The sequence below is a fragment of the Peptoclostridium acidaminophilum DSM 3953 genome, from assembly GCF_000597865.1.
In the GTDB taxonomy this organism is placed as follows: domain Bacteria; phylum Bacillota; class Clostridia; order Peptostreptococcales; family Peptostreptococcaceae; genus Peptoclostridium_A; species Peptoclostridium_A acidaminophilum.
Map to the genome: position 1 here is coordinate 992,881 of NZ_CP007452.1, position 15,669 is coordinate 1,008,549.

Annotated in this window: 13 protein-coding genes, 1 other RNA gene and 1 other annotated feature; of the genes, 11 read left to right on the forward strand and 3 right to left on the reverse strand. The window is 45.0% G+C overall.

Annotated features, from left to right (window positions below; all coding sequences use genetic code 11):
• From aspS to EAL2_RS04930, 9 genes are all read left to right on the forward strand, one after another.
• Positions 1-1,779, forward strand: coding sequence for an aspartate--tRNA ligase (aspS, locus tag EAL2_RS04900; protein WP_025435292.1), 1,779 nt, complete (start codon positions 1-3; stop codon positions 1,777-1,779).
• A 115-nt stretch (positions 1,780-1,894) separates the two neighbouring features.
• Positions 1,895-2,191, forward strand: a complete 297-nt coding sequence (locus EAL2_RS04905) for a metal-sensitive transcriptional regulator (RefSeq protein ID WP_025435293.1) — start codon at positions 1,895-1,897, stop codon at positions 2,189-2,191.
• Between the two features lie 9 nt (positions 2,192-2,200).
• Entirely contained in the window at positions 2,201-2,653 is a 453-nt protein-coding gene (locus tag EAL2_RS04910; protein WP_025435294.1) for a SoxR reducing system RseC family protein, read from the forward strand.
• Between the two features lie 41 nt (positions 2,654-2,694).
• A non-coding RNA gene (gene ssrS, locus EAL2_RS15035) (6S RNA) lies at positions 2,695-2,875 on the forward strand.
• Between the two features lie 56 nt (positions 2,876-2,931).
• Positions 2,932-4,356, forward strand: coding sequence for a MocR-like pyridoxine biosynthesis transcription factor PdxR (pdxR, locus tag EAL2_RS04915; RefSeq protein WP_025435295.1), 1,425 nt, complete (start codon positions 2,932-2,934; stop codon positions 4,354-4,356).
• Positions 4,357-4,376: 20 nt separating this feature from the next.
• Positions 4,377-4,550 (forward strand): DUF896 domain-containing protein, encoded by a 174-nt coding sequence (locus EAL2_RS15140; RefSeq protein ID WP_084480947.1) that lies wholly within the window; start codon positions 4,377-4,379, stop codon positions 4,548-4,550.
• A gap of 35 nt (positions 4,551-4,585) precedes the next feature.
• A complete protein-coding gene (locus EAL2_RS04920) occupies positions 4,586-5,044 on the forward strand; it encodes a chemotaxis protein CheW (RefSeq protein ID WP_025435296.1) in 459 nt (152 codons plus the stop codon).
• Positions 5,045-5,206: 162 nt separating this feature from the next.
• Entirely contained in the window at positions 5,207-6,337 is a 1,131-nt protein-coding gene (locus EAL2_RS04925; RefSeq protein ID WP_025435297.1) for a sensor histidine kinase, read from the forward strand.
• A gap of 11 nt (positions 6,338-6,348) precedes the next feature.
• Positions 6,349-7,005: a response regulator gene (locus EAL2_RS04930; protein ID WP_025435298.1), complete on the forward strand. Its 657-nt coding sequence runs from the start codon at positions 6,349-6,351 to the stop codon at positions 7,003-7,005.
• A gap of 46 nt (positions 7,006-7,051) precedes the next feature.
• Here the strand turns inward: EAL2_RS04930 and EAL2_RS04935 are convergent, their stop codons facing one another.
• Together EAL2_RS04935 and EAL2_RS04940 are read right to left on the reverse strand one after the other, a co-directional pair.
• Complete coding sequence (locus EAL2_RS04935) at positions 7,052-7,549, reverse strand: ferritin family protein (protein WP_025435299.1); 498 nt, start codon at positions 7,547-7,549, stop codon at positions 7,052-7,054.
• 161 nt (positions 7,550-7,710) lie between these two features.
• The gene (locus EAL2_RS04940) at positions 7,711-10,170 is read right to left on the reverse strand and encodes a transglycosylase domain-containing protein (protein WP_025435300.1); all 2,460 of its coding nucleotides are present in this window, start codon (positions 10,168-10,170) and stop codon (positions 7,711-7,713) included.
• 164 nt (positions 10,171-10,334) lie between these two features.
• On the opposite strand from EAL2_RS04940, the gene hflX reads away from it, so the two are divergent.
• Complete coding sequence (hflX, locus tag EAL2_RS04945; protein WP_025435301.1) at positions 10,335-11,615, forward strand: GTPase HflX; 1,281 nt, start codon at positions 10,335-10,337, stop codon at positions 11,613-11,615.
• Positions 11,616-11,706: 91 nt separating this feature from the next.
• Here the strand turns inward: hflX and ppsA are convergent, their stop codons facing one another.
• Positions 11,707-14,070, reverse strand: coding sequence for a phosphoenolpyruvate synthase (ppsA, locus tag EAL2_RS04950; RefSeq protein WP_025435302.1), 2,364 nt, complete (start codon positions 14,068-14,070; stop codon positions 11,707-11,709).
• Positions 14,071-14,251: 181 nt separating this feature from the next.
• Positions 14,252-14,458 (forward strand) — a binding site (T-box leader).
• Positions 14,459-14,533: 75 nt separating this feature from the next.
• Here ppsA and EAL2_RS04955 point away from each other — a divergent pair.
• Entirely contained in the window at positions 14,534-15,610 is a 1,077-nt protein-coding gene (locus tag EAL2_RS04955; protein WP_025435303.1) for a pyridoxal-phosphate-dependent aminotransferase family protein, read from the forward strand.
• The last annotated feature ends 59 nt before the right edge of the window (positions 15,611-15,669 follow it).

Below are 15,669 nucleotides of genomic sequence, written 5' to 3' on the forward strand. Positions count from 1 at the left end.
ATGGATACGCTAGGCGGCTTGAAAAGGACCCACTACTGCGGAAGCCTCAGAGAAGCAAACATAGGTGAAGACGTGGTACTCATGGGATGGGTCCAGAGGAAAAGAAACCTGGGAGGTCTCATATTTGTAGACCTCAGAGACAGGGATGGAATAACGCAGATAGTATTTGATACGGATATTTCGCCTGAGGCCTTCAACAAGGCAGAAAAGCTTGGTTCGGAATATGTAATTGCTGTAATGGGAAAGGTGTATGAGAGAGAATCCAAAAACCCAAACATGCCAACTGGGGATATCGAGGTTTTCGCCCAGGAAATCAGGGTGCTAAACAGCGCACAGACTCCGCCTATATATATAAAGGATGATGATGACGTATCGGAGGCACTCAGACTTAAATACAGATACCTTGACCTTAGAAAGCCATCAATGCAAAGAAACTTCATACTCAGGCATAAGGTTGCAGGAATAGTCAGGAATTACCTTTCTGAAAATGGATTCCTGGAAATAGAAACACCTGTGCTCGGCAAGCCAACGCCTGAAGGCGCAAGGGACTATCTTGTGCCAAGCAGGGTGAACACAGGCAAGTTTTATGCTTTGCCGCAGTCGCCTCAGCTTTTCAAGCAGCTGCTTATGGTGGCGGGCATGGACAGGTATTTCCAGATTGTCAAGTGTTTCAGGGACGAGGATCTAAGGGCGGACAGGCAGCCTGAATTCACACAGATAGACTGCGAGATGAGCTTTGTGGAAGCAGAAGATATCATGGGCATAATGGAAGCCATGATGCAAAAAATATTCAAGGAAGCCCTTGGAGTCGATATAGGAATACCATTCAGGAGAATAACGCACAAAGAGGCCATGGAAAGATACGGCTCGGACAAGCCGGACCTTAGATTCGGCTATGAGCTTACGGATATTTCCGATGCAGTAAAGGACTGCGGCTTCAAGGTGTTCGCAGATGCTGTAAAGGGCGGCGGAAGCGTAAGAGGGCTCAACATAAGCGGCAGGGCCGAGGATTTCACAAGGAAGGGCATTACGAAGCTTGAAGACTACGTGAAGACGTACGGCGCCAAGGGACTTGCCTGGATAAAGTGGGGAGCCGAAGGCATAAATTCTCCTGTTGCCAAATTCCTCAGCGAGGATGAGATGAAGTCCGTGCTCCAGGCCATGAATGCCAAGGAAGGAGACATACTCTTCTTTGTGGCAGATAAAAACAGCGTAGTATACAACTCGCTTGGACAGCTCAGGTGTGAAATAGCCAAAAACCTGGGACTGCTAAGCAAAGAAGTTTACGAGTTTGCATGGGTGACAGAATTCCCGCTGTTTGAGTACGACGAGGAGGCTGGCAGGCTTGTGGCTGTGCACCATCCTTTCACATCTCCAATGGATGAGGACTTCGATAAAATCGAAACAGATCCCGGCTCGATGCGTGCCAAGGCCTACGACATGGTCCTAAACGGCTTCGAGCTTGGAGGAGGAAGCATAAGGATATTCCAGGAAGAGCTTCAGAAGAAGATGTTCAAGCTGCTTGGATTTACTGAAGAGGATGCGCAAGACAAGTTCGGATTCTTCATAGACGCATTCAAATACGGAACACCTCCGCACGGTGGCATAGCATTCGGACTTGACAGGATTATAATGCTGCTTGCAGGCGAGGACAATATAAGACAGGTCATAGCATTCCCTAAGACTCAGAATGCATCATGCCCTCTTACGGAAGCTCCTTCGTATGCAGAGGATGCCCAGCTTGAAGAGCTTGGGATAAAGATAGAAATAAAAGAGTAAACGCCAGAAAACTCGCAGCCGGAGGTTGCGAGTTTTCTATTTGTTGAAATTAAAACTCCTATGGTGTACAATATTGTATAAATAGCGGCATTGAAAACACTTAACGGAGGTAGGCATGATAGAAGTTGAAGACAAATCGAAATGCGACAAGGAAGCGGTTATAAAAAGGCTCAGAAGAATAGAAGGCCAGGTCAAGGGAATACAAAGGATGGTCAATGACGGCAAGTATTGCGTTGACATACTGATACAGGTGGCCGCAGTCAGGTCTGCCATAGACAAGGTGGGAGGAATAATACTCGAAAACCATGTAAAAACATGTGTCAAGGACACCATCGAAAAATCCTCTGATACTGCCGCAAAAGACAAGGTTATAGACGAGCTTATGTATACCATGCTTAAATTCATGAAGTAGGTGAGATTATTGAGCAGTTGTATAAATGGCATTGTTGTCGAAAAATCTGCTGACAAGGCCATAGTGAGCATAGTGAGACATTCCGCGTGCGCAGGATGCGGGGCTTGTGGAATGGCAAGTGAAAGCTCTAAAGTGAAAATCGAAGCCATAAACACAGTAGATGCGAATGTAGGCGAACTCGTCAGCATAGACATGAAAAACCCGGATGTGCTTAAAGCGGCCTTCATAGCATACGGCATACCTCTTCTTGTGCTCATAGCAGGGGTGCTCTCTGCAAGTGCAGCGCTGAGTACGCTTGGATACAAGGGTGATTCAGAGGTCGCAGCAGGAATGGTTTCGCTGCTGCTGACAGGCGCAGCGTATCTGATTATAAGGAAAAATGAAGACAAAATAGGAAAGCTTATCGGATACAATCCTGCCATAACGGAAGTGTTAAAAGGCTCGGAAATAAAAATTCAATAGCAGGTTTAAAGCAAGTGCAAAATGGTATATAATATAGTAGAAACCACCTGGAATGTTCGATAGGCTTTCTTTAAATTCAACCGACACTATTTTTACGGGAGCCAGAGTTCGCTAAGGTATGTCATGCCCTTTTTATAGGGGAAGGCAGAAAATGGCGGCACGGCACCCACCTGAGTTATCTCGGGTGTGAATTTATTAAAGCCGCGGCATTTCGGGTGAAGGATTCCTTAAAGGGGTCCTTTTTTATGTGAACAAAACTACTCTCTAGCGGTGATGACATGGAAAAGATGGGACTCGATTTTGAAGGAAAAGAGCATAAGTATATACAGGTATACAAGAGCATAAAAAAGCTCATACTCGAAAATAAACTCAAAAAACATGAAAAGTTGCCTCCCATAAGAAAATACGCACAGCAGCTCGGGGTCAACAACAGCACAATAGTAAAGGCATATGAGCTCCTTGAAAGCGAAGGCTATGTATACAAGATTCTCGGCAGCGGGACTTATGTGAGCGAGCTCTCCCTATTCGACGAGAATACGGTCATAGAGCACACGGATAAGGTGATAGGGTTCCATCAGGGCAATCCGTCATCGGACATATTTCCTGTCGAGGATTTCAAAAAAGCCATAGATATGGCGCTAAAAAAGGAAGGCGCCAGCATATTCAACTACAGCGAGGGGCTAGGGTACAACAACCTGAGAAAAAAATTGTGCGATTACATGAAGAGTATGGGGATAGAGTCGAATCCGGACAGGATACAGATAATATCGGGAGCCCAGCAGGGCATAGACACAATATGCAAGTCCATGGTGAACTATGGCGACATAGTTTTTGTAGAAGAGCCAACATACAACGGTGCGTTGGAGGCCTTCAGAAACAAGGGCTCGAAGATAATAGGCATACCCATGCTGCACGATGGCATAGACATTGGGATATTAAAGCTTAAGCTCGAAAAAATAAGGCCCAAGCTCATGTATGTCATGCCAAATTTCCAGAATCCAACGGGAATATCGTATTCAAGCAAAAAGAAGCTTCAGTTGCTTGAGCTTGCCAGAGAATACGATTTCTATATAATCGAGGATGATTTCATAAGCGACTTTAAATTTGAGTCTGAAGACAACACTACATTGAGGTCCCACGACAAATATGATAAAGTAATCTATATAAAGAGTTTTTCAAAGATACTCATGCCTGGACTTCGCATAGGCTTCATGGAGGTGCCTTCAGATATTCTAAACAGGGTGATCTGGGCAAAATACTCAAGCGACATATCAACATCAAGCCTGGTGCAAAGGGCCCTGTATTACTACATGAAGTACTTCAAGTGGAGCCCGAATCTAAAAATTATAGAAAATGCATATACAGAAAGGTTTGAAGCCGCAAAAGAAGCGATTGACGAAATGCTCGGGGGCAGGCTTGACTTTGTAATGCCAAAGGGCGGAATAAACTTTTTCCTGGGACTTCCAAAAGGCTATTCGGCTGCTGATTTCAGGGATTACATGCTCGAGCACGGAGTGCTGATAATGCCCGGAAGCTATTTTTATGACAATCCAATGGATGACCGTTTTTTCAGGATAAACATAGCATCCACGGGAATAAATGAGATACGAGAAGGAATAGGAGCAATATCCGAAAGACTTGATGATTTTCTCGAGAAATACAAAAATCGCATACATTTCAGAAACAACGAGATATTTTTTTAATGTGCAAACAGGAGGAGATTATGGTAACTGAAGAAAAAATCGCCAGGATTAACTACTTGGCAAAAAAATCAAAGGATCAGGGACTTACTGACGCAGAAAAACAGGAGCAAGCAAAGCTTAGAGCCGAGTATGTCAGCGCTGTCAAAGCAAATCTGAAGAGCCAGCTGGATTCGATCAAAATAGTTGAGCAATAAGACACAACAATATAAATAATTATGGGGGGATAATAGTGGCTGAAAGAAAGTACGTAATATTCAAAATAAAAGATGAGGAATACGGCGTAGACATCATGAAGGTCAAAGAGGTCAGCGAATTCAAAAAGAGCACAAGCATACCAAATTCACCTTCTTTTGTAGACGGAATAATCAATCTCAGAGGGGACATAACTCCCATAATAAGCCTTAAGAAGAAATTCAACATACCTGTTGAAAAGGGCTATGATGACAGCAGCAGAATAATAGTTGTCAACATGAACGACAAGCTCGTTGGATTTGCCGTTGACGAAGCTTCACAGGTTATATCTATAGACGACTCTAACATCGATCCCCCGCCAGAGATAGTTACAGGTCTCGACAGAAGATATATAAATGGAATCGGCAAGCTGCAGAACAGGATAGTTATAATACTTGACTTGGAACAGGTGCTCAGTGAGCGCGAGCAGACCGAAATAAGCGAAATTTATGCATAAAGATTGTCATCTGACAATCTTTTTTTTCGGGACGCATGCAGCAAAGACTAACCAATCTATCCGAAATTTGGATTAAATGGGAAGTTGGTACCTTGTAAAATAAACATGCATAGTGATAATATATAGTATAGTTAAAAAATATTCAATTACAGGATGGTAAGAATGCCCACCGACGAAATAAAAAGCTTTGACTTTGATATAAAAAATGTTCTTGATGGGGTTGTCCAGTCGATTCAAAATGGGCAAGATGAGATATTTGAAATATCAGAGAATATAAGACGCGATTGCGAGGATTCAAAGGTCCAGCTTGAAAAACTCAAAAAAGACATATCCAGGGTCATTACGGAAGTTGAACTGCTAACGATTGAGGAAAAAAAAAGCAGGAGAAAGCTTCTGGATGTAAGCAGGAGATTCGGCGCCAATTCAGAGGAGCAAATTAAGCGTGCATATGAAGAGGCTAACGAGTGCCAAATAAGGCTTTCAATCAAAGCTGAGGAGGAAAAAAACCTGATAAAGACGCGCAACGAGCTTGAAATCAGGATGAAGAAAAATTCTCAGATGCTTGAAAAGGCTGAAAGCTACATGAGCAAGATGGCTAGTGTGACAGACTTTCTTGTTGCAGATCTTAGCGGCGTAAAGGATACAATCGAATTGCTCGAAGACAAAAACAGCATAAACGTGAGAATTATAAGGGCGCAGGAAGAGGAACGCAGCAGGATAGCAAGAGACATTCATGACGGGCCTGCTCAGAGCGTTGCTTCGCTCATAGTCAAATCAGAGATAATTTTAAAGCTGCTTGACCGAGACAGGGAGCTTGTCAAAAAAGAAATAGAGTCGATGAAAGGACAGCTAAGGGACACACTTCGCGAAATCAGAAGGGTGATGTATGACCTTAGGCCTGCATCGCTCGATGAACTCGGGCTTTTGCCTACAATAAAGAGACTCATATCAGACCTTGAGAATGAAAGAGGAGTAGATATTGAACTTATTGCACTGGGTGAAAAGCAAATAACTTCTCCTATTGTAAGGCTCACGGTATACAGGGTTATTCAGGAATCGCTCATAAACGCATGCAAGTACTCAGGTGGCGGCAGGATAGTGGTAAGGATAGACATACAGGACAATTATATTTCCGGAATAATACAGGACTTTGGAATAGGATTTGATCCTCAGAAGCAGTCTGGTTTTGGAATAGGTTCCATGAAAGAACGAATGCAGCTTATTGGAGGCAAGATAGGAATTGAATCTGTTGCAGGAAAAGGCACCAGGGTGGATTTTTTCTCTTTTGAATAAGGAGGTAGACTATGAAGGAAAACATTAATGTCATGATTGTAGATGACCATGCCCTTATGAGAGAGGGTATTGCAAGAATACTAGAGCTCGAAGAGAATATTAGCGTAGAGGATACGGCTTCTGACGGAAACGAAGCAATTTCAAAATTCAAGAAGGGTTCATTCGATGTAATACTTTTGGATATAAACATGCCCAACATGAACGGTATTGAGACACTCAGGAAGCTGCGGGACATGGATTCCTCGGTGAAAATCATAATGCTCACAGTATATGATGCAAGAGAATATCTTATAGAAACGCTTAATCTGGGCGCCAACGGATATATGCTTAAAGACGCTGATTCAGCAAGCCTTGTTTCAGCCATAGTGAACGTGTACAACGGGGGCACATATATACATCCAAGCCTTGCAGGAGAACTCCTTAAGGAAATCAACAAGAAAAAAGACAAGAGCAGCATGAAAAATGGCATAGAGAGCCTCACCAAGAGGGAGTATGAGGTGCTGCTTCTCATAGCTGAAGGACTGAGCAACAAGGATATTTCAGAAAAGCTGGTAATCAGCGAAAAGACTGTAAAGAACCATGTATCCAGCATACTTAGAAAGCTTGATTTGACAGACAGAACTCAGGCTGCAATATATGCATACAGACACAATGTCAAAAAATTCTAAAGGACGTCCAAAGGACGTCCCTTTCACTATTACATATGGAACTATATTAGAATGGGGCAAAGCTTTGGTCGAACCAGTTTTGCTCCATTGCTTTTTTGTATTCCTCGTAGAAGGCTTCTCTGTGCTGGATTTCCCAGCTTTCAAGGTTGGCGAGCAGTTTCTTGGCCCTGGGGTTTGTAACGCTTTTGGAGGCGCTGTGATAAAACTGGGCGAAGTCATTTTCAATAAGATATGCCATACGCAGTATCGTAATATCAGATATATCATACTCTAGATTGACGCTCTGGGCTTCTATGTCTGTATAGAGTTTTTCTGCGCACGGTTCACATAAATCCAAGTCCAATTCTTCCCAGTCTCCTGTTTCGAGGAGAGTTTTATGATACTGCTCCAGCAGCTTGTAGTGTTTTTCTTCAACTCCAGCAAGGTTTTCAAATATTGCTTTGACTCTGGGATTTTTCACCTTGCCCATGTTTGAGATATAAAATTCCTGTCCCTTCTGTTCCATTTCCATGGCAAACTTAAGTATATCAAGCGTCTTTTTCATTGCAATTCCTCCTTGTGGTATTGTTTTTTCTGGATTTTTGATATAAACCTCTTGTATTTTTGTTACCCACAAAGAATGCTTTGAAACTTAATCGAAAATTCTAAAAATTGCCGCGCTATCTGCTAAGGAAGAATAAGGAAATAAAAAAGGCTATTGAAAAATCAATAGCCTTCTGGCACTGGAGAATTGTTTTGAGGCGGCTTGCTGTTGCCATTTCCATGTCCATTGCCGTTATTATTGTTGTTGTCATTGCCCAGCCATTCTTCAACCTGATCTTCCCACTCGGCTTCGTCAGGAGACGGTTCAGCAGTGATGCCGTCAGATGGCTGTTCCTCCACAGGTTCTGCAGGGGCGGTGTAATGGCTAAGACTGCAGTAACTCTTTGGTTCTGTGCCGCTGGCAAAAACCTCCGATTTGACATGGCCGCTGCAACTTGAAGCAGCAAGCTTGCCTGAAACAGTACATATGCTTACTTTTACAATTCCGTCAGGCTGATCAAACTGCTTTGATGGAAGCCCGCTGTGAACCTGTGACATAATCTTGCTCCAGAGCATCGCAGACATCTTGCTGCCTGTAGAAAGCTCCCGCGGCAGGTCGGAGCCTATCCATGTGGCGCCCACATAATAAGGAGTGTAGCCCACAAACCATGCGTCATAGTTGTTTGAAGTAGTACCGGTTTTACCTGCTACAGGCATGTTTGAAAGCTTTGCCCTTGAGCCTGTTCCGTCCTCGACTACAGACTTCATGAGGTCCTGAAGTATGAAAGCCACCTGGGCAGAGACTATCTTCTTTGTCTTAGGCTTGTTATCAAGCAGCACATCTCCCTGGGCTGTTTCAGCTCTTGTAAAGAATATGGGTTCGTTATAAACGCCCTTGTTGGCAATTGCGGCATAAGCTGCGGTAAGTTCAAGATTTGTAACTCCCTTGCTCATACCCCCGATTGAAAGCGAGTAGTTCTCGTCGTTTACAGATGGATTTTCGCTGCTTTTTACTATCGTAGATATTCCCAGTCTTTCGAGGTAGGATATCATTGTCTTTATAGACTTGTCATTGCTTGTAGAGAGCATTTCGGCAAGCTTGACTGTTCCCACGTTTGATGAGCGTGTAAGCAGAGCTCTCATTGTGGAAGGGCCGCCGTATTTTCTGTCGTAGTTTCTAGGCCATAGATTGCCGTTGCTGTCATAGTGAGGAGAATCGTCTACTATTGTCGCTGCGTTCATGCCCTTGTCCAGTGCAGGCAGATATGCTGCAAGAGGCTTGATGGCAGAGCCAGGCTGCCTTGGATTTACGGCCCTGTTGAATATTTTTGTGCCGCCTATCATCCTGCCGCCTACAAGCGCTCTAACCTCTCCGTTTTTAGGATCCATTATAACCATTGAGGCCTGAGGCTGCACGGTTCCCGAACTGTCCTTGAAGGAGCCGGGGAAGTTTGCGGCATTTTCAAATTCCTTTTCAACTATCTTTTGCATGTTCATGTCCATTGTTGAATATATCCTGAGTCCACCCTTGTAGAGAGTGTCTCTGGCCTCGTCTTCAGAAAAGCCCTTCTCTGTTATGAGCTCCTGGAGGACTTGCTTTTTGACAAGGTCTCCGAAATAAGAAGATATTCCTGAAGCGCTCTTGGAGCCGATTTTTATCTCTATAGGATGGCTCTTGGCCTCGTCATACTGCTCCTGGCTTATAAATCCGAGCTCGAGCATCTTACCAAGCACAGTAAGCTGTCTTTCCACAGAAGCAGGGTTAAGTACAGCTTTTCTTACAACTATATCGCCTTTTCTTAGCTGGTCATACTGGAACTTGTCTATGAGTCCCTTGCTCAGCATTTGCGAAAAGAGAGCAGCTTCGTCAGCGGTGATTGCTTCAGCCTTAGTTGAATTTGGGTAGAATATAAGCTGGATATTATCCAGGCTTTCTCCGGCTGCAATTTTTTCTGTAGTGAAAGGGGAATACCTTGAAGGATTTTTTGTAATCCCTGCTATTATTGCGCATTCCGCTACGTTCAGTTCAGATACATCCTTTGAAAAATATGTCTGAGCCGCAGCCTGTGCTCCCGTGGCGCCTCTTCCGAGATATATGGTGTTCAGGTACATCTCGAGTATCTGGTCCTTTGTCAGGTAGCGCTCAAGCTCCAGCGCGTAGTACATATCCTTGATTTTTCTAGTGTATGTCTTTTCGTGAGTCAGGTAGATGTTTTTCGCCAGCTGCTGGGTGATTGTACTTGCCCCCTGAGCCTTGCTCATTGTCTTGAGGTCGTAAACCACTGCGCCTATTATTCTTTTGGGGTCTACTCCGTGGTGCTTGTAGAAACGCTCATCCTCAATGGCAATAAATGCGTTTTGAAGATCCTTTGGAATAGTGTCGATAGACACAACGCTTCTGAAGCTTTCGCTGTGGACCTTTTCAATAAGATTTCCATCCTTGTCATATATGAACGAGCTGTCATCGAGCATGTTCTGTATATTTGAAGGATCGATTGGCGATGTGTTCTTAAGCACTGCAAAAACGATTCCCGCCGCTGATACACTCAGCAGTAAAAATAATACAATAAACGTTGAAAATATTGATTTTGCACCAAATTTTCTTTTTTTCTTAACTTTTTTATTGGAATTATCGGTAGACATTTAATCCCTCCTTAACAGATATATTATATCATACAAAGTTTTTACAGTATCCTATTAATTATCAAAAAACCGGCATTGAAAAAAATGAACAATCGGCGTCTTGAGTGTTAAAAACATGCAGCATAGTGTATAATTGTATTAGTGAAAAGGAAGGGGTGGCTGGGATGGAAGAAAAAAAGGAAAAGATACTGATTGTTGGTCTCAACATCACTGATATAAAGAAAAAGAGCCAGTTTGAAATGGAGGCCTCCATGGACGAGCTCGAGGAGCTTGTAGAGGCGGCCGGAGGCGAAGTGGTAGCAAGGCTTACCCAAAACAGGCCTTCAAGAGACGCGGCCTACTATATAGGAACAGGAAAAGCCGAGGAGGTCAGGGATTACGTTGAAAAATTAGAAGCTGACATGGTCGTTTTCAACGATGAGCTCTCAGGAGTACAAATCAGGAACCTTGAGGATGCAGTAGGCGTGACGGTGCTGGATCGGACTGCCCTCATACTCGACATATTCGCACAAAGAGCTCTTTCGAGGGAAGGAAAGATGCAGGTTGAGCTGGCACAGCTCAAATACAGAAGATCGAGGCTCATAGGGCTTGGCAAGCAGCTTTCAAGAACAGGCGGCGGAATAGGTACAAGAGGTCCTGGCGAGAAGAAGCTTGAAACAGACAGAAGGCATATAGAAGGCAGGATCAACGACATAAAAAAGGAGCTTGCCGATGTCAGGAGAAACAGAGAGGTGCAAAGAGGCCAGAGGATGAAGGCCAACGTGCCTATAGTGGCGCTGGTGGGCTACACAAATGCAGGCAAGTCATCGTTGCTTAACAGTCTGATAAAAACGCACAGGGAATACAGCGCAGAAAAGGAAGTGTTTTCAAAGGACATGCTCTTTGCGACACTCGATGTAACACTTAGAAAGGCTGTGCTTCCAAGCGGTAAGGAATTTCTGGTAACCGACACGGTAGGATTTGTAAGCAACCTTCCCCACGACCTCGTGGAGGCGTTCAAGGCGACTCTTGAGGAAGTCAAATATGCAGACCTTATAGTTCACGTGGTGGACGCCTCAAATGAAAATTACGACATGCAGATGGACACAACGCTGGACATACTAAAGCAGCTGGATTCGCTCGACAAAGACATAATAACTGTGTTCAACAAAATGGACAAGATGGGATTTGAAGCGGACTATCCAAAGCAGGAGGACATGGTATTCATATCCTGCAAGACAGGGTACAACATGGATTTGCTTGTCGACATGATTGAAAAGAAGCTCCTGAAGAGCTTCACTAAGGCTAAGCTGCTCATTCCCTTTGAAAGAGGGGATATATTCAACTCGATACAGAAAAAAAGCCAGGTTGAGCATTTCGAATATGTTGAAAATGGCATAAGCGTGACAGCCCTGCTCTCGGATGAGGATTACAACAGATACAGGGAATTCGTGCTTGAGCAATAACAAAGGACCCCCGGATGAACACTTTCTTTCTTGTGCTCACTCGGGGGCCTTTTTATTCAGCCGTCACTTTATTTTTTAATAAGTATTTTCGCTATAGGCTTCTGAGCTTGTTTAAGATTATCCTCTGCTCTGTCGAAGCCACGAGCCTTCTGGTGTACTCGACTGTGTCGGGATTTACACTTATGCTGTCCATGCCCGCATTCACAAGGAATTCCGTGAATTCGGGATAGAGCGAAGGAGCCTGGCCGCATATCGAAATAGTCTTGCCCTGCCTGTGGGCTGCATCTATAAGGATCTGTATTGCGCGCTTGACGTACATTGCGCGCTCCTCGAAGTAGCCCATCCTGCTTAGTATTCCAGAGTCCCTGTCGGCGCCCATTATGAGCTGTGTCAGATCGTTGCTGCCTATGCTGAAGCCGTCCACAAGCTGGGCGAATTCGTCTGCTGCAAACACGACAGAAGGAACCTCGGCCATAATCCATATCTTGAACGAGGAGTCCTGTACTAGCCCTTCGGAAGCCATTATCTCTTTTACCTTTTCAACCTCCCATGTGGTTCTGACAAAAGGAAGCATTGCGTAAATGTTTGTCAGCCCAAATTCTTCCCTGGCTTTTTTCAGCGCTCTGCATTCGAGTCTGAAGCCCTGCTCATATTCAGGTGAGATATATCTTGCCACACCCCTCCAGCCAATCATTGGATTGTTTTCAACAGGCTCGACCTCGTTTCCGCCCTTTAGGCCCCTGAACTCATTAGTCCTGAAATCGCTGAGCCGTACAACTACAGGCCTTGGGAATGCTGCTTGCGCAACCGTTGATATGCCCTCGGCTAGCTTGTCTATAAAGAATTCCTCCTGCCCGGTCTTTATAAGATACATTGGGTGAGCGCCTATCATGTTGCTGAATATGAACTCAATTCTCATGAGGCCTATCCCGTCAAATGACAGGTTCTTGTACTTGTCCATCATCTCAGGCTCGCCCAGATTCATGTATATCTTTGTGCCTGTAACAGGGGACAGTTTCGAGAGCGCATCGTCAATTGAGACAGAAGGAACTGCCGCAGCCTTTTCCGGGGCTCGCTGCTTTGTCTCAAGCTCGACTCTGCCCTCGTAGACTATGCCGCGGGTAGCATCAACCGTTACCTCCTGGCCGTCGGAGAGAAGCACTGTGGCGTTTTTCGAGCCCACTATACATGGTATCCCGAGCTCACGCGAAACAATTGCGGCGTGGCATGTGCGCCCGCCTTCGTCTGTAACTACGGCTGCAGCTATCCTCATGGCGGGCACCATGTCGGGATTTGTCATGGCTGCTACAAGTATGTCGCCCTGTTTGACTTTTGAGAGCTCGCTCATATCCTTGATTTTAACCACTGCTCCGAAGACTACTCCGGGCGAGGCGCCAAGACCCTTCACGAGCACATTCAGCTTCTGGGAAACCGGCTTTGCCTCGGGCTTGGAGCTTTTTTCATCCAAGGCTGTAACTGGTCTTGCCTGGAGTATATAGAGCATCCTTGTGTCGCCGTCAAAGGCCCATTCAATATCCTGCGGAGTACCGTATATGTTTTCTATCTCGATTCCTGATTTTGCAAGCTCAAGCACCTCGTCGGACGTAAGGCATTCGGCGTTTATCTTGTCATGTCCCAGAGCATCAGAAACGCTCACCTCGACTGTGCCAAGTTTTGATTTATTTCTTACGACCATAGACAGCTTCTCGGCAATGCGCTTTTCACTAATCACAAGGCTGGACTTGTCTACGATATAGTCGTCCGGAGTCACCGCGCCTGAAACCACGGACTCGCCGAGTCCCCAGCTCGCGTTTATCATTATCTCATCTGGATTGTGAGTCACAGGGTTTATTGTGAACATTACGCCTGCCTTTTCGCTGTTCACCATTTTTTGGACTATTGCGCTGAGCGAAACCTCGAAATGGTCAAAGCCCTTTTGCTCCCTGTAGTATACCGCCCTAGCAGTCCACAGGGATGCCCAGCATTTTTTAACATGCTCGACTACGTTGCTGCCACCGAATACGTTGAGATATGTGTCCTGTTGCCCGGCAAAAGATGCATCAGGAAGATCCTCGGCAGTGGCAGAGCTCCTGACGGCTATCTCAGGCTCGCTAATACCTATGCTTGAGCTGAATGCTTCGTAAGCCCTTTCTATTTCGCTGCTTATCACCTGGGGTACGCTGCAATCGATTATGAGATCTCTTATTCGGGAGCTTTTTATCTGCAGGTCTGTAGTGTTCTCGAACTGTATGCTGCCTATTATCGCCGCAATATCATCGCTCAAATTGGACATCATGATGAAATCCTTATATGCCTCAGCTGTCACGCAAAAACCCGGCGGGACAGCTATTTTATGCTGTACAAGCTCCCCGAGATTGGCGCCTTTGCCGCCAACCAGGGGTATGTCGTTTTTGTCTATTTCGCTGAACCACTTTATATATTTATAATCTAACATAAAAAAACCCTCCTTAAGAAATATTCACAATAATAATATTTTTACCCATTCAAACGGCTATTCAGTATAAAATTGGCAAAAAAATAGATGCTTGAGCCTAAAATTAAATATAAACAAAAAAATATTGCTATACAGTTGACAATAAACTAGACTTCGTATACACTTGTTTTTAAATCTAAACGAAATTGCGCTGAAGGGTAGCAGTAGACATGAATCCACTTCCAGAGAGCCGGCATCAGGTGAAAGCCGGCAGTGAAGAGTGTTGAATCCGACCTGGAGCTTCAAGGGGGTAAGAAACCCTTGACGGACGATTCCCGTTATCAAATCAAGAGGCCGGCTGCAGCCGGCAAAATAAGGTGGCACCACGTGGATAATCCCCGTCCTTGACTTAGGTCAAGTACGGGGTTTTTTATTTATATCGATAAAACATGATTGAATAACTTACTAACTGGAGGGAACAGCCATGAATGAAAAATTACTTATGACGCCTGGGCCGACAAACGTGCCCAAGAGGGTTCTGGATTCCATGAGCCAGAGCATGATGCACCACAGGACAAGCGAATTTTCATGCATGCTTTCCCAGATGAGCGAGAGGCTCAAATATGTATTCCAGACAAGCAGCGACGTGCTCACATTTCCGGCAGCCGGAACAGGCGGATTGGAGGCTGTGATTGTAAACCTCTTTTCGCCCGGTGACAGAGTGCTGTTGGTATCCATTGGAGTATTCGGAGACAGGTTCTCAAAGATAGCTCAGGTTTTTGGACTTGACGTTGACAAGCTTGAAGTGCCCTGGGGGATGGGAGCAGATCCGCAGACCATAAAAGAAAGTTTGAAGGATTCCCACAAGGCCGTTATTGTAACCCACAACGAGACCTCCACTGCGGCCGCCAACGACATCAAAAAAATCGCCGAGATGCTAAGCGGCGAAGACAAGCTGCTCATAGTGGATGCAGTAAGCTCTCTTGGAGGATTAGAACTGAGGATGGACGAGTGGGGAATAGACGCTGTAGTCACAGCTTCGCAAAAGGCGCTGATGAGCCCTCCGGGACTTGCGTTCATATCGCTGAGTGAGAGGGCCTGGGAAAAGTCGAAAGAATCAAGGCTGCCAAAATACTACTGGGACTTTGAAAAGGCAAGAGCTGACCTTAATAAGGCGAAAGCCCAGAATCCGTACACACCTGCAGTATCTCTGATAGCGGCTACGAATGAAGCGCTGGCGATAATACAGGAGGAAGGCATCGAAAACGCATGGAAAAGACATGAGCTCATGGCAAACAGGATCAGGAGCGGAATAGAAAAAATAGGACTTGGAATATTCACACATAGAGACTATCTTTCAAATACGGTGACAGCGGTAGATGTAGGAGAAAAGGCAGAGACAGTAAAAGCCATGATGGAAAATGAGCACGGCATAATAATATCCGGAGGACAGGGAGTTCTCAAGGGAAGGATAATAAGAATAGGCCACATGGGCTGCATAGATGGCGAAATGGCAGACAGGACACTAAAGGCGCTGGAGGATTGTATGAACAGGGCATAGCAGGCTTTAAAAAAACACAGGGCAATGCACAATGAACCCGGAATACCAAGTACAAAATG